General features: G+C 67.0%; 23 protein-coding genes and 2 pseudogenes. 10 read left to right on the top strand and 15 right to left on the bottom strand.

Going from position 1 to position 21,771, the window contains the following annotated elements; all coding sequences use genetic code 11:
- Positions 1–106: 106 nt before the first annotated feature.
- From ACFXNW_RS22665 to ACFXNW_RS22650, 4 genes are all read right to left on the bottom strand, one after another.
- Positions 107–931: an alpha/beta fold hydrolase gene (locus tag ACFXNW_RS22665; protein ID WP_379419728.1), complete on the bottom strand. Its 825-nt coding sequence runs from the start codon at positions 929–931 to the stop codon at positions 107–109.
- A 100-nt stretch (positions 932–1,031) separates the two neighbouring features.
- Complete coding sequence (locus tag ACFXNW_RS22660) at positions 1,032–1,502, bottom strand: arsenate reductase ArsC (RefSeq protein ID WP_379419727.1); 471 nt, start codon at positions 1,500–1,502, stop codon at positions 1,032–1,034.
- Positions 1,503–1,649: 147 nt separating this feature from the next.
- On the bottom strand, positions 1,650–2,756 hold the full coding sequence (gene arsB / locus ACFXNW_RS22655; protein WP_379419726.1) for an ACR3 family arsenite efflux transporter: 1,107 nt from the start codon (positions 2,754–2,756) through the stop codon (positions 1,650–1,652).
- The gene (locus ACFXNW_RS22650) at positions 2,753–3,127 is read right to left on the bottom strand and encodes an ArsR/SmtB family transcription factor (protein ID WP_379419725.1); all 375 of its coding nucleotides are present in this window, start codon (positions 3,125–3,127) and stop codon (positions 2,753–2,755) included. The genes arsB and ACFXNW_RS22650 overlap by 4 nt, the downstream gene beginning before the upstream one ends.
- 184 nt (positions 3,128–3,311) lie before the next feature.
- On the opposite strand from ACFXNW_RS22650, the gene ACFXNW_RS22645 reads away from it, so the two are divergent.
- Together ACFXNW_RS22645 and ACFXNW_RS22640 are read left to right on the top strand one after the other, a co-directional pair.
- Positions 3,312–3,602, top strand: coding sequence for an antibiotic biosynthesis monooxygenase family protein (locus ACFXNW_RS22645; RefSeq protein ID WP_379419724.1), 291 nt, complete (start codon positions 3,312–3,314; stop codon positions 3,600–3,602).
- Positions 3,603–3,664: 62 nt separating this feature from the next.
- Complete coding sequence (locus ACFXNW_RS22640) at positions 3,665–4,237, top strand: DinB family protein (protein WP_379419723.1); 573 nt, start codon at positions 3,665–3,667, stop codon at positions 4,235–4,237.
- Between the two features lie 139 nt (positions 4,238–4,376).
- Here the strand turns inward: ACFXNW_RS22640 and ACFXNW_RS22635 are convergent, their stop codons facing one another.
- Positions 4,377–4,775 carry a MerR family transcriptional regulator gene (locus ACFXNW_RS22635; protein ID WP_379419722.1) on the bottom strand — a complete coding sequence of 133 codons (399 nt, stop codon included), beginning with the start codon at positions 4,773–4,775 and terminating at the stop codon, positions 4,377–4,379.
- 113 nt (positions 4,776–4,888) lie between these two features.
- On the opposite strand from ACFXNW_RS22635, the gene ACFXNW_RS22630 reads away from it, so the two are divergent.
- The 3 genes from ACFXNW_RS22630 to ACFXNW_RS22620 all read left to right on the top strand — a co-directional run bounded on the left by ACFXNW_RS22630 (position 4,889) and on the right by ACFXNW_RS22620 (position 8,273).
- Positions 4,889–5,611 (top strand): VTT domain-containing protein, encoded by a 723-nt coding sequence (locus ACFXNW_RS22630; RefSeq protein WP_379419721.1) that lies wholly within the window; start codon positions 4,889–4,891, stop codon positions 5,609–5,611.
- Between the two features lie 276 nt (positions 5,612–5,887).
- Positions 5,888–7,252, top strand: coding sequence for a hemolysin family protein (locus ACFXNW_RS22625; RefSeq protein WP_379419720.1), 1,365 nt, complete (start codon positions 5,888–5,890; stop codon positions 7,250–7,252).
- Positions 7,245–8,273 (top strand): hemolysin family protein, encoded by a 1,029-nt coding sequence (locus tag ACFXNW_RS22620; RefSeq protein WP_379419719.1) that lies wholly within the window; start codon positions 7,245–7,247, stop codon positions 8,271–8,273. The genes ACFXNW_RS22625 and ACFXNW_RS22620 overlap by 8 nt, the downstream gene beginning before the upstream one ends.
- Positions 8,274–8,289: 16 nt before the next feature.
- On the opposite strand, the pseudogene ACFXNW_RS22615 reads toward ACFXNW_RS22620, so the two are convergent.
- From ACFXNW_RS22615 to ACFXNW_RS22580, 8 genes and pseudogenes are all read right to left on the bottom strand, one after another.
- Positions 8,290–8,498: pseudogene (locus ACFXNW_RS22615) on the bottom strand (SDR family oxidoreductase); the annotation flags it as partial.
- Between the two features lie 13 nt (positions 8,499–8,511).
- Positions 8,512–9,573, bottom strand: a complete 1,062-nt coding sequence (locus ACFXNW_RS22610) for a glucose 1-dehydrogenase (RefSeq protein ID WP_379419718.1) — start codon at positions 9,571–9,573, stop codon at positions 8,512–8,514.
- Between the two features lie 166 nt (positions 9,574–9,739).
- Positions 9,740–10,330 carry a DUF6328 family protein gene (locus ACFXNW_RS22605; protein ID WP_379419717.1) on the bottom strand — a complete coding sequence of 197 codons (591 nt, stop codon included), beginning with the start codon at positions 10,328–10,330 and terminating at the stop codon, positions 9,740–9,742.
- Between the two features lie 818 nt (positions 10,331–11,148).
- Positions 11,149–11,352 (bottom strand): CDGSH iron-sulfur domain-containing protein, encoded by a 204-nt coding sequence (locus tag ACFXNW_RS22600; protein WP_379419716.1) that lies wholly within the window; start codon positions 11,350–11,352, stop codon positions 11,149–11,151.
- On the bottom strand, positions 11,330–11,986 hold the full coding sequence (locus tag ACFXNW_RS22595) for a HemK2/MTQ2 family protein methyltransferase (protein WP_379419715.1): 657 nt from the start codon (positions 11,984–11,986) through the stop codon (positions 11,330–11,332). The genes ACFXNW_RS22600 and ACFXNW_RS22595 overlap by 23 nt, the downstream gene beginning before the upstream one ends.
- 28 nt (positions 11,987–12,014) lie before the next feature.
- Complete coding sequence (locus ACFXNW_RS22590) at positions 12,015–13,037, bottom strand: iron-containing redox enzyme family protein (RefSeq protein ID WP_379419714.1); 1,023 nt, start codon at positions 13,035–13,037, stop codon at positions 12,015–12,017.
- Between the two features lie 242 nt (positions 13,038–13,279).
- Positions 13,280–13,366: pseudogene (locus tag ACFXNW_RS22585) on the bottom strand (hypothetical protein); the annotation flags it as partial.
- A gap of 213 nt (positions 13,367–13,579) precedes the next feature.
- The gene (locus tag ACFXNW_RS22580; protein ID WP_379419713.1) at positions 13,580–14,707 is read right to left on the bottom strand and encodes an alcohol dehydrogenase catalytic domain-containing protein; all 1,128 of its coding nucleotides are present in this window, start codon (positions 14,705–14,707) and stop codon (positions 13,580–13,582) included.
- 162 nt (positions 14,708–14,869) lie between these two features.
- On the opposite strand from ACFXNW_RS22580, the gene ACFXNW_RS22575 reads away from it, so the two are divergent.
- Genes ACFXNW_RS22575 through ACFXNW_RS22565 form a run of 3 tightly spaced genes read left to right on the top strand, consistent with a single transcriptional unit; the run spans position 14,870 to position 18,148 of the window.
- Positions 14,870–16,732 (top strand): helix-turn-helix domain-containing protein, encoded by a 1,863-nt coding sequence (locus ACFXNW_RS22575; RefSeq protein ID WP_379419776.1) that lies wholly within the window; start codon positions 14,870–14,872, stop codon positions 16,730–16,732.
- Between the two features lie 43 nt (positions 16,733–16,775).
- Positions 16,776–17,336: a TetR family transcriptional regulator gene (locus tag ACFXNW_RS22570; protein ID WP_379419712.1), complete on the top strand. Its 561-nt coding sequence runs from the start codon at positions 16,776–16,778 to the stop codon at positions 17,334–17,336.
- 47 nt (positions 17,337–17,383) lie between these two features.
- Positions 17,384–18,148 (top strand): glucose 1-dehydrogenase, encoded by a 765-nt coding sequence (locus ACFXNW_RS22565; protein WP_379419710.1) that lies wholly within the window; start codon positions 17,384–17,386, stop codon positions 18,146–18,148.
- Between the two features lie 110 nt (positions 18,149–18,258).
- Here ACFXNW_RS22565 and ACFXNW_RS22560 read toward each other — a convergent pair whose 3' ends face one another.
- Entirely contained in the window at positions 18,259–19,155 is an 897-nt protein-coding gene (locus ACFXNW_RS22560) for an SDR family NAD(P)-dependent oxidoreductase (protein WP_379419709.1), read from the bottom strand.
- Positions 19,156–19,366: 211 nt separating this feature from the next.
- Here ACFXNW_RS22560 and ACFXNW_RS22555 point away from each other — a divergent pair, with 211 nt between their 5' ends.
- The gene (locus ACFXNW_RS22555; RefSeq protein ID WP_379419707.1) at positions 19,367–20,287 is read left to right on the top strand and encodes an alpha/beta hydrolase; all 921 of its coding nucleotides are present in this window, start codon (positions 19,367–19,369) and stop codon (positions 20,285–20,287) included.
- Positions 20,288–20,290: 3 nt separating this feature from the next.
- Here ACFXNW_RS22555 and ACFXNW_RS22550 read toward each other — a convergent pair whose 3' ends face one another.
- On the bottom strand, positions 20,291–20,887 hold the full coding sequence (locus tag ACFXNW_RS22550; protein ID WP_379419705.1) for a TetR/AcrR family transcriptional regulator: 597 nt from the start codon (positions 20,885–20,887) through the stop codon (positions 20,291–20,293).
- Positions 20,888–21,150: 263 nt separating this feature from the next.
- On the opposite strand from ACFXNW_RS22550, the gene ACFXNW_RS22545 reads away from it, so the two are divergent.
- Positions 21,151–21,714 carry a PadR family transcriptional regulator gene (locus ACFXNW_RS22545; protein WP_379419704.1) on the top strand — a complete coding sequence of 188 codons (564 nt, stop codon included), beginning with the start codon at positions 21,151–21,153 and terminating at the stop codon, positions 21,712–21,714.
- The last annotated feature ends 57 nt before the right edge of the window (positions 21,715–21,771 follow it).

The following is a 21,771-nucleotide window of genomic DNA, read 5'->3' as shown; positions in this document are numbered from 1 at the left end:
CTCAGTGGTGGGCCCCTATCGCAGCCGCGCGATCGTCCGGCTCGCCGTCGGTTCGCCCGGCCGACCTCACCCGAATGGGTGAAAAGGAAGTTCGGCCCGGGGGCGCTCACTGAGCCGCATGCTGAGTAGCGCTGTCCGGTCCGTGGAGAAACGTGGTGATTTCCGGGGCCACGGCACGAGCGAGGTCCTCGGCTGTCCGCAAGTCGTTCGAGATCGTCGCGGTCGCGAGATGGCCGTTGCCGACCGTCCGGGCGACCTGTTCGGCGAGCGCGGTCGGGTGGCGGGCATCGGTGCCGGGGAACACCAGTGTTGGTGCGCGGATCGCAGCGAGCTCGGTGACGTCCCGGAACGAGCGGTCGTGTCCGATGGCGGCCGCTGCGACGATGCTTGCGGGATCGCAGCGGGGGATGGCGTCGCGCACCATGTCGCCGACCAGCGGCGGGAAGTTCGCGAGGATCGGCGCCCAGCCTGCCTCGATACCGTCCGCGCCAACTCGCTCGGCGAATTCGTCGAGGTAGCGGATCTCGGCGGCTTTGGCTGCGTCGTCTTCGATGTCCTCGACACCGATGAGGATCGCCGCGCGGACACGGCTGGGATGGTGTACTGCGGTGCGCAGCGTGATCGTCGAGCCGAGGCCTGCGCCACCGAGAACCGCTGTGGGAAGGCCGAGATGGTCGAGCAGTCGGAGCGTGTCGTCGGTGTACTGGCTCCAGGTGTGCCGCGACGGATCGGCGCAGACAGATCGGCCGTAACCACGCAGATCGGGCAGCACGACGTAGTGGCGTTCGGCCAGCAGCGCTGCCAGCGGCAGCATACTCTCGTGGTCGGGTCCACCAGCATGCAAAAGCATGACCGGGGGAGCGTCGTCGTTGCCCACCAGCGTTGCGTGCAGGGGATTTCCGTCGCTGCCTCGGTAGGTGATCGTTCGCATACGCGCACCGTATGGGTGAGAGCGAGCGGCGACAACGGGCCCAGCGGACATACTGTGTCGCGATACCGACATCCGGCTCAACAGGCGACCCGCCGCCGGCTCACTTCGTCATCGCCTGCTGTGCCCCGGTGGCCGATTCATCGAGTGTGGGTGCATGTTCGGTCTGGGCGGCGGACAGCAATTCGGCGATCAGCGCTTCTACTCGGGATTTGATCTCGTCTCGAATCGGCCGCACCGACTCCACGCCTTTGCCCGCGGGATCCTCGAGCACCCAGTCGCGGTAGCTCTTGCCGGGAAACACGGGGCAGGTGTCGCCGCAGCCCATGGTGATCACGACATCGGAGGACTCGACGGCGTCGTAGGTCAGGATCTTCGGTGAATGGGCCGAGATGTCGATGCCGAGCTCTGCCATGGCCTCGACTGCGGAGGGGTTGATCGAATCGCCGGGGGCGCTGCCTGCCGAGCGGACTTCGATGGCGTTGTCGGCGAGGTGGGTGAGGAAACCCGCCGCCATCTGGGAGCGGCCCGCGTTGTGGACGCAGACGAACAGGACGCTGGGTTTGTCTGCCATGGCGGGTGGACCTTTCGGTGGGGGAGCGTGGTCAGCGGTGAGGAGCTAGTCCGGGTTCGGACGCGGCCGCGAGGTGGTCTGAGCGGCTCAGCTGTGGCGCCTGCTGATTTAAGGCGGGACCGGTGCTTCCGGGTACTGGGCATCTCGTCACGACGAACTCCGCGCGTTGCCCGCAACCGACACTTGCCCGGCGGATCCGGTGAAGCGTTTCCGCAGTGCCAGCGACACATACACGAGCCCGACGAGCACCGGGACCTCGATGAGCGGCCCGACCACACCTGCGAGCGCTTGCCCGGAGGCCGCCCCGTAGGTGGCGATGGCGACGGCGATGGCGAGTTCGAAATTGTTGCCCGCGGCGGTGAAGGCGAGGGTGGTGGTGCGTTCGTAGCCCAGGCCCATGACGGCGCCGAGTAGGTAGCCTCCGCCCCACATGATTGCGAAGTAGGCCAGCAGTGGGATGGCGATGCGGACGACGTCCAGCGGTCGGGAGGTGATCTGTTCGCCTTGCAAGGCGAACAGGATGACGATCGTGAACAGCAGTCCGTATAGCGCCAACGGCCCGATCCTGGGAATCAGGGTGGATTCGTACCACGAACGGCCCTTGGCCTTTTCGCCGAAGTGCCGGGTCAGGAAACCGGCGAGCAGGGGGATGCCGAGGAAGATCAGGACGGATTTCGCGATCTGCCAGGGCGAGGTGTCGATGGTGGTTTGTTCGAGGCCGAGCCGGCCGGGCAGCACCGACAGGTAGAACCAGCCGAGGACGGCGAACATGATCACCTGGAAGATCGAGTTCAGCGCGACGAGGACGGCGGCGGCTTCTCGGTCACCGCAGGCGAGGTCGTTCCAGATGATGACCATCGCGATGCAACGAGCGAGTCCGACGATGATCAATCCGGTCCGGTACTCCGGCAGATCCGGGAGCAGCAGCCAGGCCAGCGCGAACATCAGTGCGGGGCCGAGCACCCAGTTCAGGACCAGGGAGCCGATGAGGAGTTTGCGGTCGCCGGTGACGGTGTCGAGGCGGTCGTAGCGGACCTTCGCCAGCACCGGGTACATCATGATCAGCAGGCCGAGCGCGATCGGTAGCGAGATCCCGTCGATCTCCACCGCGCTGAGCGCGTCATCCAGGCCGGGGATCGTCCGACCGAGCAGGAGCCCCGCGACCATCGCCGCACCGATCCACACCGGCAGGAACCGGTCGAGGGTGGACAGTTTGCCGACGACCGGCGTCGGGGTCTCGGTAGTGACGCTCACGCGTGAACCCCCGCCGCGCCGCTCTCGACCAAGAGAACATCCGACAGCCGCTGCAAAGCATCGGGCACAACGCGGTAGTACACCCACGACGCACGACGTTCACTGTCGAGCAGCCCGGCCTCACGCAGCACCTTGAGGTGATGGGAGATCGTCGGCTGGCTCAAGTCGATGCCCTCGGACAGGTCGCAGACGCACGCCTCCTGACCCGCGCGACTGGCGATGCTGCTCAGCAGCCGCAACCGCACCGGATCCGACAACGCCTTGAACACCGCAGCCAACTCGGCCGCGGATTCGGCGCCCAACGGTTCCCGCGTCAACGGCGCCCCGATGCACGCCTGCTCCGGAATCAACTCCAGCTCCGACTTCGACATGCATCGATATTGACAGCTATCGAATCAAGGGGCAAACCCGGGTCGTGCACGTTCACGGTGACCCCGGGGTGCGACATCGTCGCGATGACGGACCAGGCGCTGATCCTCAGATGCCGGCGAATCCCAGCCGTCGCCCCGCCCGCTGGTTCGCTCGACGGCCACCCGACCTGCGAGGATGCTCGAGGTGATCACCGAGCACGCACTCTTGAACGTCGTCTCCGGCCGCGAGGCCGACTTCGAAACCGCCTTCGCCGAAGCCCGCGCGATCATCGCGGCGATGCCCGGATTCCGGAAGCTCACGCTCTCCCGCTCGATCGAGTCCCCCAGCACCTACTTGCTCCTCGTCGAATGGGACACCCTCGAAAACCACACCGTCGGCTTCCGTCAGTCGCCGGAATACCAGCGGTGGAAGGCGCTCCTGCACCACTTCTACGATCCGTTCCCGACCGTCGAGCATTTCCGGTCGGTGTTCTGATCCTTCCTCGGGGGGCTCAAAGCCGAAAGTTGCCTGGCAGACGTCGGCGCCGCGGTGGGACGATGACAGCGGGGGTGACATCGGATCGGATCGAGGGCGTCATGCCGGATTCGGCAATCGACCGGTCGGCGCTTGCCGTCGACCTAGAGCGGGCGCGAGCCGACTTTCACGAGTTGGTCGCTGGAATGGGGGACGACGAATGGGATCGGCCGTCGTCCGGGACGCGGTGGACCAATGAGCAGCTGCTGTTCCATATGGTGTTCGGCTACATGGTCGTACGGCGCCTGCTGATCCTGGTGCGGATCTTCGGTCGCCTGCCCGACGGGGTGGGTCGGGCGTTCGCACGCCTGCTCGACTTCGTCACGACGCCATTTCACCTGATCAACTACTACGGCTCGTGTATGGCCACTCGGGTGTACAACCGCAGGCGCATGGCTGCTCAGCTCGACCGGGTAATCGCCTCGCTACAGCGTTCGCTCGCCCGCGAAGACGACGCCGATCTCCGGCGGGGAATGCACTACCCGACCCGCTGGGACCCCTACTTCCTCGACTACATGACCCTCGCCGACATCTACCGCTATCCCGGACGGCACTACGACCACCATCGTCGGCAGCTCAGTATGCAACAGTTGTGAGGGCGCCGGCTGGGGAGATTGCGTGACGTCGATCCGCCGAGATACGCACCGGCGACCCCTCCTGGTCATTTGCTGCACCGATAACGGCCACTCGCTGGTGCCGGCTCCGACCGCGCCGAATGTTCTGACGCGTATGAGCTCAAAGCATCGGCAGATCAGGCGGGATCTGGAGGGCGACGGAAACCAGCGAGTGCACCCGCGCGGCGATCACATTGAGCAGGCCCTGGATTTCGGCAGGGGCGGTTTCGGCGGCGGTCTGGAGGTTCTTCAGGTCGCCGTCGATCTGGGCGAGGGCTTTGCCGGTGTCGCCGGGGCGGGCATTGAGGGCGGTGGCGATCTCTTCGAGGGGGATGCCCTGGGCTTCGAGGCGCTGGATGAGGTGGATGCGGTCGACGTCGCCGGGCTGGTAGAGGCGGTAGCCGCCCGCGGTGCGTTCGGCGGGGGTGAGTAGGCCGAGGCTGGTGTAGTAGTCGATGGTTCGGTTGCTGACACCCGCACGGGTGGCCAATTCGCCGATCCTGACCAGGGTGTCGGTCATGGGCCCTCCTTTCGCGCGGCGGTGAAACGATACAGCGCTTGCCGGGACCGGCCTGCGAGGAGCGTCACGCGGTACCCAAACCGTACAGTTGCGCGTGTTACTGTGGGACCGCGATGACCACTTATCTCTCGGCCGAGTCGATCACCCACCTGGCGTTGCTGCCCGGATTCCTCGACCCGGTGAACCTGCTGAATTCCTTCGGTACCTGGATGCTCGTCGGCCTGCTCGCCGTCGTCTTCATCGAATCCGGGTTGCTGTTCCCGCTGCTGCCGGGCGATTCGCTGCTGTTCACCGCCGGGCTCATCGCGGCATCGAAATCCACCGAGATCGAGCCGTTCGCGCCGATCTGGTTGCTGCTGATCCTGATTCCGCTGGCCGCCATCGCTGGTGATCAGGTGGGTTATCTGATCGGATCGCGCGGCGGCACCGCCTTGTTCAAGAACAATGACGCTCGATTCTTCAAGAAGAAGTACATCGACGAGTCGCACGAATTCTTCGAAAAGCACGGCCCGATCACCATCGTGCTGGCCCGATTCGTCCCCATCGTGCGGACTTTCGCGCCGGTCGTCGCGGGCGCGTCCGGTATGCGCTATTCGATCTTCGTCGTCTACAACGTCATCGGCGGCGTGCTGTGGGGTTCGGGCGTCACCTTCCTTGGCTATCTGCTCGGGCAAATCGCGGTGGTGCGCGAGAATATCGACCTCATCTTCCTGCTGGTCGTGGCAGTGTCGGTGCTGCCGATCGTCATCGAGGTCGGAAAGCGGATGCTGGCGAGCAAGGCGGACACAGGGGCCGACGCCGAAACCGCGGACGTCGAGGAAACTGTGCGGTACTGAACATCATTCGCGGCCTCCGCACGAATCATCGATGCCGCGGATCCCTCATCTGAGCGAACGACGCTGAACCAGCGACCGAACCGCGTCGCGTCGATCGCGCGCATTCGGCCGGCGCGCCGATATCGTTGGTCACCCGTCGGCGGTCTCGTTGTCGAACCGATCGGGCGCTTCGCTCTGTTCTGTCGTTCCACGCACGGAGAGACATATGAAACGCGCATCGCGCATCTGCCGACAACCCGGCTCGCCCCCTGCCCAGTTGGATAGCGGTGAGCCCTCGTGCTGACCGCCGCGAGCATTGCGCTCGGCATCCTCGTCGTTCTGCTCATCACCGCGCTGACCGGCTACTTCGTCGCCCAAGAATTCGCCTACATGGCGGTCGACCGGTCCCGATTGAAGGCCCGCGCCGAGGCGGGCGACAAGCCTGCGCGACGAGCGCTCGGCGTCACTCGGCGCACCTCGTTCATGCTCTCCGGCGCACAGCTCGGCATCACCGTCACCGGACTGCTGGTGGGTTATGTCGCCGAACCGCTGATCGGCCGCGGTCTGGGTGAGCTGCTCGGCGGCGTCGGCGTGCCCTCCGGCGTCGGCATCGCGGTCGGTGCCGTGCTGGCGATCGCGTTTTCCACCCTCGTGCAAATGGTCTTCGGCGAACTCTTCCCGAAGAACCTCGCCATCGCCAGGCCCGAACCCGTGGCCCGATGGCTGGCCACCTCGACGACGGTCTATCTGAAGCTTTTCGGCTGGCTGATCTGGCTGTTCGACCAGTCGTCGAACCTGCTGCTCCGTGCCCTGCGGATAGAACCGGTGCACGACGTGGAACATTCGGCCACACCGCGCGACCTCGAACACATCGTCGCCAGCTCCCGCGATGCGGGGGAACTGCCGCGAGAACTGTCGACGCTGCTGGACCGGATTCTGGACTTCCCGACCGCCGACGCCGAGCACGCCATGATCGCGCGTGCTCGCGTCGACACCGTGCACGTCGACGATCCCGTCGAGGAGGTGCTCACACGTATGGGCACCGGACACACCCGCTACCCGGTCATCGGCTCATCGAGCGACGACCTGCGCGGCGTCATCCACCTGCACGATCTGCTCGACGGCCCGATCGAGGGCACAGCAGGCGAGCACCTGCGCGAGGCCGTCGTCGTTCCCGGATCCTTGGCACTGCCCGAGGTCGTCGCCCAGTTGGATGCGGCCGGTGACGAGATGGCGCTCGTCGTCGACGAATACGGCGGCTTCGCGGGCATCGTCACGATCGAGGACATCGCCGAAGAACTGGTCGGTGAGATCGCCGACGAACACGACACCGGACCCGACACCGACATCGTCGCCGAGGGTGATGGGTGGCTCGTCGCCGGTGACGTGCACCTGGACGAAATCGAACGCGTCCTCGACATCGAGCTGCCCGCCGGGGACTACGAAACCATTGCCGGGCTCGTCATCTCCGTGTTCGGCGGGTTGCCTGACGCCGGTGTACGGGTCGCGATCGAGCTCGACCCGAGTGGCGCCGACTACATCGCCGAACACCCACCATCCGCGCGCATCCTGGACACGGAGGTCAGAACCGTGGCCAACCACGTGCCCGCCTCCGTGTTCCTGAGTCTTCGCACCGAACACGAGCAGGTCGGCAATGAGTAACCCGGGGGTTGTCGCGGCGATCACGATCGGGTTGATCGGGGCCAGCGCCTTCTTCGTCGCGGTCGAATTCGCACTGATCGCCGCGCGACGGCACCGCCTCGAGGATGCCGCCGCCACCAGCCCGGCGGCTCGTGCCGCACTGCGGAGTTCCTCGGAACTGTCGGTGCTGCTGGCGGGTTCGCAGCTCGGCATCACCGTGTGCACGCTTGCGCTCGGTGCGATCACCAAACCCGCAGTGCACCATTGGCTCACCCCGCTGTTCGAGCGAATCGGCGCGCCGTTGTGGGCGGCCGATGTCGCCGGATTCGTGCTGGCGCTGGTGATCGTCACTTTCCTGCACTTGGTCGTCGGGGAGATGGCACCCAAGTCGTGGGCGATCGCGCACCCGGAGCGATCCGCCACCATGCTGGCGATCCCGATGCGTGCGTTCATGGCGGTGACCCGGCCATTGCTGAAACTGTTGAACCAGATGGCGAACTGGTGCCTGCGCCGGGTCGGCGTGACGCCGGTCGACGAGGTGGAATCCGGTCAGGACCCGGTGGCGCTGCGTCACCTGGTCGAGCATTCGGCCACTGCGGGGACGCTCGACGAGCGCTACCACGGCAATCTGATCAGCGCGCTGGAGCTGGAGCAGCTCACCGTCGGCGACCTGATGCGTCCGGACAATTCTCCGGACGCCGTGGCCCCTGACGCGCACCGAGACGCGATCCAGGCGGTCTCCCGCGCTACGGGCCATCTCCGGTTGCTCGTGCGTGACGGCCACGGATTCCGCGGTGTCGTCCATGTGCGCGACAGCCTCACGGCCGCACCGGAAGCCACGGCCGCCGAGATGATGCGTCCGGTGCTCACGCTGACCGCGTCGACACCCATCTACGAGGCGTTGCGCACGATGCGCGAGACCCGCACCCACCTCGCGGTGGTGATCGACGCCGAGGCCCCGGCCGGGCTGATCACCATCACCGATGTGCTGCGCCGCCTACTACCGACCGCTACCGGTGAGCCGAATCAGCAGGTGGTGTAGCCGCCGGTACGCGACATCACAGGATGGGCCTGCCGCCGGTGACGGCGAGGCGGGCGCCGGAGATGTGGCTGCCGTCGTCAAAGGCGAGTAAGACATACGCGGGGGCCAATTCGGCGGGCCGGCCCGCGCGGCCGAGGGGACGTCGTCGCCGAAGGCGGTGACCTTCTCTACCTGCATCGTCGAGGGGATCAGCGGTGTCCAGATAGGGCCGGGCGCCAGCCCATCGGCGTGTCATATCTCAGCCGTCGTGCTCGTCGAGGGTGATGACGACCTTCACGTCATCGGGGCCGCGGGTGAAAGCATCGGCGAATGACGACAACGGCAGCCGCCGGGTGATGAGCCTGTCCAACCAGGCGTTGTCCGCGGCGGCCAGGGCGTCTGCGGCGAGGCGGTAGTGGCGCAGGTTGGCGTTGACCGATCCGACGACGACGTCGTTCTCCAGCACGATTTCCCGGTTCACCGCTCCCGCGTCCACGTCGATCAATCGGCCCGTCGGGGAGACGCCGGTCAGGCACACCACGCCGAACGGTGCGGTTTTCCCCATGGCGGCGAAGACCACCTCATCGGCACCGGTCGCCTCCACCACGACATCGGGTCGTAGCCGCTCGGCGACCGCACCGGCGTCACCGTGGTGGTAGGTGGCGCCGAGGTCGCGGGCAAGGCGGGGTTTGGCGCCGTCCTCGACCCGGTCGAGTACGTGGACGTCGAGTCCGCGTTGGCAGCCGAGCAAGGCGGCGAGCAACCCGATCGGCCCGGCGCCGGTCACCAGCACGCGAGCGGGCTCGAACCAGCCACGTTCACCGACGCGTTCGATCTGCTCCCAGGCCTTGGTGACCACGCTGGTCGGTTCCAGCAGCACACCGACCCGAGCCAGCCGCGGGTCCAGCGTGACCGCGTATTCGGGCGCCACGCACCACTGTTCGGCGGCGTACCCGTCCAGCTCTTTGATGCCGCGTTCGGTGTAACGGCCATTGCGGCAGTTGTCGAACTCGCCGCGCGCACACGCCCCGCACGGCACCGGATCCGGACGGCGCACCACACCGACGACGAGGTCGCCGGGTGCGAAATCGCTGCCTTCGGGTGCGGTACGGACCCGGCCCAGTGATTCGTGACCGAGGACCAGCCGGTCGCGGCCCGGCGGTGGCCGGCCATAGGCGGCGCCGACGATCTCCCGGTCGGTACCGCAGACACCGACCGCGAGTCCGTCGACGAGCATTTCACCCGAACCTGGTTCGGGATCGGGCAGGTCGCTGAGGCGCAGCGATCCCGCCGTTGCCGGATCCACCGTGAGCGCACGCATAAGGCCGGTCTACCCGCATCGCGCCAGGTCATGCGCCCGAGTCGAGTCGCGCCGCACGACAACCGGTTCGTCTGCGCAGGTGAGACCGTCCGACCGGACCCGGCGTCGCCACGTCCGGAACCGGCTCTCGCCCGGAGGCCGGCGTGGGCGCCGGGTCCGGCGCCGTCTACCGGTGCCGTCGGGGTGCGGCGCCGCGCGTAGCGCTGAGGCGGCGGCGCATCGGCGCCACCAACCACACCACGACGAACACGACCGCCGTCGCGGCCCCGGTGATCATGGCGACCACCGGCCCGACGACCACATCGACGATCAGGGTGGTGACCCCGCACATGGCGACGCCCAGCAATGCCAGACCCGCCAGCGTGAACCGATGCGCCGCGGTCACGATGGTCTGCAGGCGGTGCCTGCGGAACAGCAGCCGGTGCCAGGAAACCGGCGCCACCAGGAATATCGTCCCGCCGACCGCAGCACCCGCCGTGACCAGATACACCCCGCGCATCCCCCCGTCGAGCGAGTCGAACGCGGGTTGGAACGGCAGGATCATCAGAAAACCCGTCAGCAACTGCACGCCGGTCTGTAGTACACGCAGCTCCTGCAGCAGATGCGCCCAGTTCCGGTCCAGCCGTTGGGTCGGGGTTTCGGCTCGGGCGTGCCAGTTCCAGACGTCGTGGTCGGCGCCCGCGCCGGTATTGCCACGCCGGTTGCCCTGACGCCGCGGCCGGGGGCTCCCCCCTGGATGTGTGCGACGTACCGACATGACTTCCTCTGATTCACCCGCGACGGCCCGCGTGGGACCTGATTGCGGCGTACCCGGCGCGGTCCAGGTCATTCAGTTGTCGCAGCGGGTCGCGCGGGCCCGGCGGGGCACAACCTCCGGGTTCGGTGGCGGTGCACCGGGTGCGCGCCCGATATCGGAGCTGTCCGCCCATTGTCGCGCGGCTTGGCGCCGAAACCCAGCAGGGAGGCCTGCGATAGCCCAGGGAGTGCCGCGGCCCCACGGATGGGCGAGATCAGAGCGGCGGGCCCAACCCGGCGAATCGGCGGGTGGAGTCAACGCGAACGCGCCGAAGAAGCATCTGCTCAACGTCGCAGGTCGGCTCGAGATCACTGGCCGCCGGCGGATGACCAGGGCGAACTCGTCGACGCCATCGAGGATCGCAACCGCCGGATGTCTGCGGCCCGACGCCGCTGAACTTCCTGCCCCACAGCGGTTTCGGAGGAATTATCGGGGGCATTCCGTTGTTGTACAGTGGGTCCGGCCGCCGGACATTGCGGTTTGCCGGGCGAGGACGGATCCGATGGAATCCTCTGCGATGCCGGTGGGATCTCGCCGTTCGACAATGGGGTCGACGGCCGACCCGCTCGACGGAGTCTCGAGTCCGAGAGCCACAGCGGACATCGGGACGGGCAGTGCTCCTCGGTGATCAGCGCGCCGACGATGTCGCGTCGACCCGAGAACACCGCCGCCGACAGCGGAAACCTGACACACCTCCAGCACACAGATATGCGGCTTCGCTCGCCATCAACTCGGTGGACGCGGGTTCGCATCACCAGGAGGCCACGGGCTTGCCTGGTTTATTCGCGGCGATGCCTGCGATGGCTCGTATCGCAGAGCGGATAGCACTTCGAGCGACGGCACAAGCAGATCGCGACCTGAAATCTGTCCGAGCGCACGGTGCACCCATCGGCGGTGACCAGCTCGACGGGACCTTCGACGAGAAGGGGCCCGTCCTCGGTGAACCGCAGGCACGTCGGTTCAGGGTTGGGTTCGGTCGGCACGGATCACCACCAACTCTTCATGTCGTTGCCCTGCTTCGATGAGACCTTCGGCGGCCAGCCAGCGCGCCCGCGACCGCATGACCGGCCCGAACGGAATCCGGGTCCGCGCCACCACCGCCGCTTTCAGCCCGCTCGCGCGCAACCTCGACACCGTGATGTGCGGTCCACTGACCGCCGACTGGACGAGCAACGCGACGCCATTGTGGTCGAGCAGGCCCGGCAACCGGGCGCACAGCGGGTCGAGCAAGGCCCGGCCGCGCTGCCCCGCATCCCACGCGCGGGCGCCACCGCGGGTGCGGACGCCGTCCGCGACGGGCACATACGGCGGGTTCGCCAGCACCACATCGAAACGGCGGTTGTGCATCACGGTGCGGAAATCTCCGTGCACCAGCTCGACTGCGAGTCGGCGCAGCCGCACATTCATCCAGGCCGACATCAGCGCGGCCAGCGAGATATCGACGGCGGTGACCGTCGCGGCACCGGATTGGGCCGCTTTGATCGCGACGGCACCGGTGCCGGTGCACAGATCGAGCACCCGGCCACCCGGCGCGAGCCCGGCCTCGGTCATCGCGCGCGCGAGCAACCACGAGTCGGCCTGCGGGCGATAGACGCCGGGGGTGCAAATGAGTCTCATGTGGAGGGCATATCCCGTTTGCGGCGAGTCATTCGTGCTGGTCGTCGGGTTGCGTCGGGAGCACGGACGGATCGAGCAGGGAACTGCGCCCGGCCCGCCAGCAATCGACCACATAATCACCGAAGCGGTCCTCCAACAGATTCGTTGCCTGGATACCGAACACGATCGACGGAACCAGCGCGGGTTCACGAGCCGCCAGATCACCGATGACGCCGTGTCGCATGACCTGTTCGTGTACCGCGTCGGCCTCGACGTGCTCGCGGTAGAACAGCACGCAGGCCGGATCGGCGCCCATCTGCTCCAAGATCTCGACCAGACGCGCTGAGGCGGGCGGGGAGGTGATCTCCACGGTGGCGAAATGACCGACAAGGGCGCCACGCCATTTCCGATGCAGCCCGAACAGCGACATGGTGTTGACCAGCGCGATCATCGGGGTCGGCACCGCATCCAGATAGCGCAGGTATCCCGGGTCCAAACCGGCACCGGTGAGTAGATCGGCATAGAGCTGCGCATGAATTCGCTCGCCGCGTCCACCGCCGAATTCGTCGAACTCCACCGCAACCAGCGACGCCTTGGCCTGGCCACGCAGGCGCGGAATCACCCACGCATAGGGGTCGGCTTCCTTGTGGTGGTAGATGGAGCGGTGCACGAAATATTCGCGCAGCTGGGTCCAGTCATGGTGCTCGGCCAGGTGCTGCGCGACGCCGGGTGCGTCCAATGGTGCGGTGAGTAGGTAGTTCAGTTCGCCGTCGAGGTCGTCACCGCCTGAGACGTCATCGTGTAGGGCCTCCGACCATGCCTGCTCGAGTTCGGCGCGCAGGCGTAGCAGTCCGGGATCCCACTCCCACCCCGGGTCCACTACCTCGAAACCGTGATAGTGCAGCTCATAGCAGGTATGTAGGGCCAGATGCAGATCATCGCCGTAAGGGTCGACATGACCGGCAGGCGGCACGGGATCACCGGGCTGCCCGGTCAGGGTCTCCATGACCGCTGCCGACAGCGGGCCACGAGGCCGCGGCAGCACGGAGTGTCCGTCGATCACAGGGGACATGTCCCCGGCGTACCCGGCGCCGCCGGTGGCAATCGCGGGTTACAACGCTATGCCGATGTACTTGGTCTCCAGGTATTCGGCGAGGCCTTCGGCCCCGCCCTCGCGGCCGAGGCCCACGAATGGTGCGTTGCCACCGAGTTCCATCGACACCCGCAACGTGCGTTCCGCCGCCTGAGCGGTGAGCGCACACCCTCCTCGGCGAACCAGCGGAAGAACTCCGCGCCGTAGGCGACCTCGCCGCGCGCTTCGGCGAGTGGTTTGCCCATTTCTAGGGTGATCAGGGTCGCGAACTGTTCGGGGCGTTCGTGGATCAGGCCGAACGTGGCCATCAGAATATCGCTGCGGGTGCGTGGATCGGTGGCGGCCCAGGCGGACCGCGGCGTCGAGCGCGGCCATCCCGGTCGCCGGGTCGGCGTCGGCGACGTGAGTGAGAGTCGTTCCAGTTGCTGGGTTTTCGACAGCCAGGGTGGCGGCGTGATCGGTCCAGCGGCCGTCGATGTAGTGCCCTGTCGGCACACCGGCAAGAATCTGTTCGACCGCGCTCACGCCGTCGCCTCCTCGGTCTCGTCGAACATGATGACCTGGCGGATCGCCAGACCGTCGGCCAGTAGGTCCATCGCCTCGTTGATCTCGGTCAACCCGATCCGGGAGGAGATGAGCTTGTCCACCGGGAGTTTTCCCTCCCGCCACATCTGCGCGTAGCGGGGGATATCGCGTGCCGGGACCGCGGAGCCGAGGTAGCTGCCGACGACGGTGCGTGCCTCCGCGGTGATCGTCAACGGCGAGATCGAGGCCCGCGCGGCCGGGGCGGGCAGGCCGACGGTGATGGTGGTGCCACCGGATCGTGTTGCGGCGAAGGCGGTTTCGAATGCGCGGGGGTGGCCCGCGCATTCGATGACGTAGCGGGCCTTGATCCCGCCCGCGGCGATCTGCTCGGGCGTGTAGACCTCGGTCGCACCGAGCGCCTTGGCCTGCTCGAGCTTTTCCGCGACGGTGTCGACGGCGATGATCTGCCGCACGTCGTGCGCCTTCGCGGTGATCACCGCCGCCATGCCGACACCGCCGAGCCCGACGACCATCACCGAATCCGACGGCTGCGGTTTGGCTACGTTGAGGACCGCGCCACCACCGGTGAGGACCGCGCAGCCGAGGACCGCGGCGATATCGGGCGGGACGTCGGCGTCGACCGGAACCGCCGAAGCGCGGTCGATCACGGCGTAGGTGGCGAATCCGGAGACGCCCAGGTGGTGGTGGACCGTCTCTCCGTCGCGGGTCAGGTGCCGGGAGTGGTGCAGTAGTTCACCCGCGTTGTTGGTGAGAGTGCCCGCCGAACAGGGGAGGCGTCCGTCTTCGGCGCAGGCCTCGCACTCTTCGCAGCGCGGCAGGAACGACATCACCACCCGCTGACCGGGACTCAGGTCGGTGACGGCGTCGCCCGCCGACACCACGATCCCTGCGGCTTCATGTCCGAGCAGCATCGGCGTAGGCCGGAGACGGTTTCCGTCGACCACACTCAGATCCGAATGACAGACGCCGGCCGCCTCGATTCGGACCAGCAGTTCGGTCGGCCCGGGCTCGCTCAGCTCGACCTCACCCACGGTGATCGGCCGCGACTGGGCGAACGGCCGGGCCCGACCGGATTCCTCGAGTACTGCTCCGGTGATCTTCATCGGCTACCTGACTTCGGGGTGGGGTCCGGCCGGCAGCCGGACACGACGATGGGCAAGCGGGTTCCAAGATATGACCGCAGTCACCGCATGTACATGACCCGGACGTACATTAATTCGAGCTGGAAATGTGCGTGGTGCACATAGGAAGGGTTGCTCGTGGATATGTCGACGTCGCTGCTGGAGCATATCCACGCCGGCATCTCCGAAGCCGAGCTCGACACACGGCTCACCGAGGCGCTCGAACGGCACGAGATCACTCATGCCACGGCCGACGCCGCCCGCGGCATCCATCGCAGGCTCGCCGAACGGCGCGACCGCGAGGAGCTGCTGCGAGTACTGCACGACACCGCGACCGACCTGACCGGCATCCGAGACGTGGAGGCGGTGCTGCAGGCCATCGTGCAACGCACCAGGCTGCTGACCGGCAGCGATATGGCCTACATCAGCTTGAACGACTATCGGACGCGCGAAACCTACATCCGCAAATCCGACGGAGTGATGACACACACGTACCGGACCATCAGGATGCCGATCGGCACCGGCGTGCTCGGCAAGGCCGCCGCAGGTCTGTCGCCGTATCAGTCGGCCGACTATCTGACCGACCCCGATATCGTGCACTTGCCGCAGATCGACGCCATCGTCCGCGCGGAGGGTGTGCGGGCCATTCTCGGCGTACCACTGAATCTGCACGGCAGCGTGATCGGCGCGCTGCTCATCGCAGACCGGTCACCGCGCAGCTATCCCAGCGGATTGATCGACCTCATCGACACCGTCGGCAAGCACGCCGCGGTCGCCTTGGACAACGCCGAACGCTTCACCGAGATCACGACCGCGCTCGACGATCTCGCCAAGGAACAGGACACTCACATCGGCCGGGTACGCCACCTGCAGGATGTCATCTCGCTGGACGAACGGCTGATCGAAACCGTGGTGGGCGGCCGCGGCCTGGACGGCTTCGTCGACCTCGCCCATCAGGCCCTCGCCACTCCCGCCGCGGTGCTCGATCCCGCCGGTGGGGTACTGGCGGCACACCCGGCCCATGACGGCGAACCCTCGGGGGCGTGGATCGACGCGGTCACCGACGGCGCGGAGTTCGCCAGAGCCGTCGCGACCGGCAAACCGCGATCGGTGCGCGGTGTGACGCTGGTTCCTGCCAAGGCCGCAGGCACGCATCTGGCGACATTGGTACTCGCGGAAGAGATTGCGGCGGAGCAGGGGGGATTGCTCGAGCGCCTCGCGATCTTTCTGACCGTGCTGCGGCTGTTCGACCAGGCTGCCCACGATTCCGCGCAACGGATGCAGTTCGAGGTGCTCGACGACCTCCTGTCCGGACGTCCGGTGGCGCCGGAGCAGGTGCAGCGACGGGCCGCCCGCTTCGGTCTGCGTCCCGGCGATCGGCTGACCAGCATCGTCATCGACACCCACGGCGCCGACTACCGGCGGATCGAAGGGCACGTCAGGGGCGCGCTGGGCCAGATCCGGGCTCTGGTGGCCGACCATGCCGGGCATATCTGTGTGCTGGCGGCCGACGGCGCACCGGCGGTCGCCTCGCTCGAACAGGAGTTCGCGGCGAACGGTATCGTCGCGACCATCGGGTTCGCCGGTCCGGCAGTCGGATTCGACGCTGCGCCGGCTGTCCACAAACAGGCCGAACGTGCTTTGTCGACCTTGATCGTGCTGGGCCGGACCGGCCAGGTTCTCGACGGCGCCCGCCTCGGTGCGGTCGGGCTGCTGCTGGACGCGGCAGGCACGCTCGGCTCCGACTACGACCCGCTGGGCGAGATCCGGCCACTGCTCGCCTACGACCGCGAGCACGGCACCTCGCTCACCGAGACGGCCTGGACATTCCTGGAGAACAACGCCGGCCTCGTCGACACCGCCGCCCGGCTGTTCATCCACCGCAATACGGTGCGGCAGCGGCTGGCTCGGATCGCCGAGCTGCTCGGTGACGACTGGCTCGCCGGCACTCGTCGCCTCGACCTCCACCTCGCCTTGCGCGTCTGGAAGCTGCAAACCGCCCAGTAGCCCGATAATGGCAGTTTCTGCCACAAAGGCGTAGGCTGCCGGTATGGCACGGAAGCCATTGGAACCAGAAGCGCTGGTAGCGATATCCCGCACCTGCGCGGACCTGTTCGTCCGCGCGGGCGGCTCATCGCCGACGGTGGCCGCGCTGGCTGCCGAAGCAGGGCTCGCCGAACGCAGTTTCTACCGCTACTTCCCGACCAAGGAAGACAGCCTGCGCCCGCTGTTCGACGACGGCAATCACGCCTTCGCGCAGGCGATCGACGCCCAACCGCCCGACGACGGCTTCGGCGAGGTGCTCGTGCACGCCTTCGAGCGCACCTTCGCCACCTCGGCCGACGAGCAGTCGCGCGCGATCATGGCGACCGTATTCGCCGATCCTGCGCTGCGTCGGGTGTGGTTGGAAGCCAGCTACGAGACGGCCGCGATCATCCGGCCGGGCGTCGCACGCCACATCCGTGCCGAGGAGGCGGCCATCGAAACAACCGTCGCCTGCGGGCAAGCGGTGCTGTTCGTCATCGCCGGGCTGACGCACATGGTGCGCGACGGCCTGTCCTCCGGCGCCGCTGCCGCTGCCGTCGCCCGCGCCATGTTCGGGCGCCCCTGACATCCCGAGCGGTGCCGTATCCGCACCGCGAAACGAAAGGAATATCAATGGATCTCGCTGACAAAGTCGTCCTGGTCACCGGCGGCGCCCGTGGCCTCGGTGAAGCCTTCGCGCGCGGCATCGTCGCCGCGGGCGGGCAGGTGATGATCGGCGACCTGCTCGACGACGAAGGCGCCGCCGTCGCAGCTTCCCTCGGCGACAAGGCCCGTTACGTGCACCTCGACGTCACCGACCCGGCCGGCTGGCAGGCCGCCGTAGACGCCACCGTCGCCGCGTTCGGGAAGCTGAACGGGCTGGTCAACAATGCGGGCATCTCGGCGTCGGGCCAGACGGTGGCCGACGAACCGCTCGACACCTTCCAGCGCATCATCCAGATCAACCTGGTCTCCGTACACACCGGCATCCACACCGCTGTGCCCGCCATGCGTGCGGCGGGTGGCGGCTCGATCGTCAACATCTCCTCCGCGGCCGGACTCATCGGTATGGCATTGACCAGCGGATACGGTGCCGCGAAATGGGGCGTGCGCGGCCTGACCAAGGTGGCCGCGGTGGAGCTCGGACGCGAGAACATCCGCGTCAACTCCGTCCATCCCGGCATGGTCTACACCCCGATGACCGCCCCTACCGGCATCAGCGCCGAACCGGGCGCCTTCCCCAACAATCCCTTCCAGCGTGTGGGCCGCGCCGATGAACTCGTCGGCGCCGTCACCTATCTGCTCAGCGACGCCGCCTCCTACACCACCGGGGCCGAGCTGGCCGTCGACGGTGGCTGGACCGCGGGGCCGTCGATGGAGTACATCACCGGCCAGTGAGCTGGACCGATCCTGCAGGGTGAGCAGGACCGGTGGGTGACTCGCACGACGGGCCGGTGCCGTCGACGACAGCCGGCACCGGCAGCTAGGCCGTCGGGGCCGTACATGTTTCAGCGGGACAGGCCGACCAGCCGCGCACTGTCCGCCCACAACGTTTGAGCCAGTTCGCTGTCGCGGGCGAGGTTTGACGGGTCGGGCCAGGTCAGGCGGCCGCTGCGCAGAGCGGCGTAGGTTCTGCCGTCCGGGGCAGTGATGTCGCCCAACACCAACCCCGCCAACGCCGAGCCTGCGGCGTCCGGTGTGTTCATGGTCGGGGTGAACCGTCGCAGCGGGGCACCGATCGGGGTGCCGAGCACCTTCCATGCGATGCGCAACGGCAGGGACAGATCGCGGGCCAAGCCGGTGCCGAACACTTGCCCCGGGTCGAAGGCGACGGCGGCGACTCCGCGAGCGCGCATCTCGGGGTCGGCGTTCAATACTCGGACGGTGAGAACGCTGCACAGCTTGGACGCGGTGTAGGCGTGTTCGCCTGCCTTCTTCGGTGTGGTGTGCCTGCCCGGATCCTGGTCGGGGTGGGCCAGCAGGTCGGCATCGGCGTGGCGCGGGGTGGCCAATGCCGCTCCGGTGGCCGGATCGTGCGTGCCGCTGGTGGTCAGCAGCACGTGTGCGTCGTCCGCGAGGGCAGGCATCAGTAGCCGCAGCAGCAGATAGTGTGCGAGATGATTGACGCCGAAGGTGGTCTCGAAGCCGTCGGGGGTGCGGCCGGTGTCATCGGGGCGGACGAGTCCGGCATTGAGTACCAACACGTGGATGCTGCGGTCCCCAAGACGCTGCCGCACCGACTCCGCGAAACCGCGCACCGAATCCAAGCGCGCCAGATCCAGCGAATCGGCAACGTCGGAGGGGCACCGGGCACCCACGATCACAGGATCCGCCGACGCCGCGATCTGCCGAACCGCGATCGCACCGAATCCCGAACTGCCGCCTGTCATCACAATCGTTGCCACGATCGCCCCTTCGGTCGACCTGATCGGCCGCCCTCAGCGTACTCCGGGACTCTCCGAGCGACAGGCGGCTTCCACTCCGTCGCGAATGCGAGTACCGCGATCGGTTCGGCCGAACGACGAACATCGCCGCAGTTCAGAGGGTCCTTCTCGGGCACTTTCCGTTAGCGGAACGCGAGTTGTTTCGCAGTCGCCCGCGCATGAGGCTTTTGGCATGGAATTCCTGCGATATGCCCAGTTTCTGCCCGCCGAATATCGTCGAGAGCCGATGGTCGAGCCACGGTCGACGTGGTGGTCGTGGCGCGGGCGGCGGGTGCACGTCGCGCGGGCGAATGCCACCGGGGCGCGCGTGCGGGTGCTGGCCGTGCACGGTGCAGGCGGTCATGCCGGGTTGATGTGGCCGTTCGCGGCACTCGCCGTGCAGGCGGGCGTCGATGCGATGGCGATCGATATGCCCCTCTACGGCGATACTGCGGAGCCGGATCCACGGTCGGTGCGCTACACCGATTGGGTCGATCTGCTGTGCGAGTTCGTGTGCGCGGAAACCGAATCCGACCCCAGGCCGTTGATCGTGTTCGGTGCCAGCATGGGTGGGATGCTCGCCTACGAGGTCGCCGCTCGGACGGGATGCGTCGCGCACGTCGTCGCGACATGTCTGCTGGACCCGGCTGATTCGGCAGCCCGTCGCGCTGCGGTTCGCTGGTCGCCGACCGGCGGTGTCGCACCGGCCGTCATGAGGGCGGTGCGACCTTTGGCGGGTGGGCTACGGGTGCCGATTCGATGGCTGGTCGACATGGAGAACATGAGCCTGAATCGTGAGCTGTCGCGGATGTGTAGCTCCGATCCGAAGGGTGGCGGTGTGCGTGTCCCGCTCGGTTTCCTCGCCGACTTCCTCGATTTTCCGCACACTCGGCCGGAGACGTTCACCACGGCACCGGTGACGCTGGTGCTTCCCGCGGCCGACCGGTGGACGCCACCGGAATTGAGCATGCGCTTCCTCGAACGGGTTGCGGCACCCATCCATCTCACCCTCTTGGAAGGCTGCGGGCATTTTCCGATCGAAGATCCAGGGCTCGGTCAGCTGAAAGCCACCCTGACCGACGTCCTGGCGGAAACCGCCGGCGCCCTCGAATGACGGTTATGTGGTCGGCGTGGAGATGATCTGGCGCGCCAGCAGCATCAGTGCGCCGGTGTCGATGCGGTGGCGAGTCAGGACGCGATGCAGGTGGGCGTCGATCGCGTGCACCAACGTCCGCGCGAGATAAAGCGGGTCTTCGCCGCCGCGGCCGCACCGTTCGAGGTGGAAGGCGACCTCCGCCACGAGGTGATCCTCGAAGGCTTGCAGCGCCGCCACCTCGTCGGGTAGTCGTGGGGCGACCCGGTGCAGCAGTGCGTGCAGGGCCGGTCGGTCGAGATGCAGATCGACCACGGCTTCCAGGATCGCCTGCATGGTGTCGTCGAATTCTGGTCGCGTGGCACGGAGTTCGACGAACACCGCGTCCAGCCGCACGGCCGCCCCGGCCAGATGCCGCTCGGCGATCGCCCGCAACAGAGCGTGCTTGTTCGGAAAATACTGATACAGCGTCCCGACAGACAACCCGGCCCGCTCGGCGATCCGATTGGTCGTCGTCGCCAACCCTTCCCGCGTGAACATCTGCGCGGCCGCTTCGAGCAACGTGTCCACCGTCTCCCTGGACCGCCGCTGCCGCGGAACTTTGCGCGCGAACTCACTCATCCTTGTTCCACAGTAGCGGGCTGGACCTATCGCTACCGGCCGCCCGTCGGTATCGTTCGTCGACCGTAGTCATGGCGGTGGGGGAGATGATGCGACGGCTACTCGACACTGTCGGGGCGGGCCGTCGAGATGCAGGACGAAGCACCTATTTGATAGGCAAATAGTTGATTACTCTTCACGGCGGCATTCCGATATAGTTGCGGGTGTCCAACAGGGGTATCGCTGCTGGATTTGATTAATCGCCACCCTGCTAAGCTGACCTGATGGCGTTACGACATGCGGTGCTGGCCGCGCTGATGGAAGGCGAAGCCTCCGGCTACGACCTGGCCAAGCAATTCGACGCTTCGGTCGCGAACTTCTGGATGGCGACCCCACAGCAGCTGTACAAAGAACTGGAGCGGATGACGGCGGACGGCCTCATCCAGGCTCGGGTCGTCGAGCAGGAAAAGCGCCCGAACAAGCGGCTGCATTCGATCACCGACGTCGGCCGGCAGATGCTGCACGCCTTCATCGCCGATCCCACCAAGCCCACCGTCATCCGCGACGAGATGATGGTGAAGGTGCAAGGGATGGAGTCCCGAGACGACGCTGCCGTCGAGGCCGTCCTGATCGAGCGCCGTGGCTGGGCACAGGCGAAACTCGCTCGCTACGAACGCCTGCGGGCCCGGCTCCTCGACGGACGCAGTGAGCAGGCCTATCTGAGCGAGTCCGAACGCATCGGCCCTTACCTCACCCTGCTGCGCGGAATCGCTTTCGAACAGGAGAACATTCGCTGGGTGGAGTTCAGCCTCGGCGTCATCCGTCGACGCAGCACGTCCGACGCATAGCCCAACTGGTTTCGTGCGGCATCAGGGGGTGTGGGACGCGGATTTACGCGCGGTCGG

It is taken from the genome of Nocardia sp. NPDC059180 (genome assembly GCF_042754945.1).
Lineage (GTDB): Bacteria > Actinomycetota > Actinomycetes > Mycobacteriales > Mycobacteriaceae > Nocardia.
Note: the sequence above shows the minus strand (reverse complement) of the source record. Positions and strands in the feature narration are given on the sequence as shown.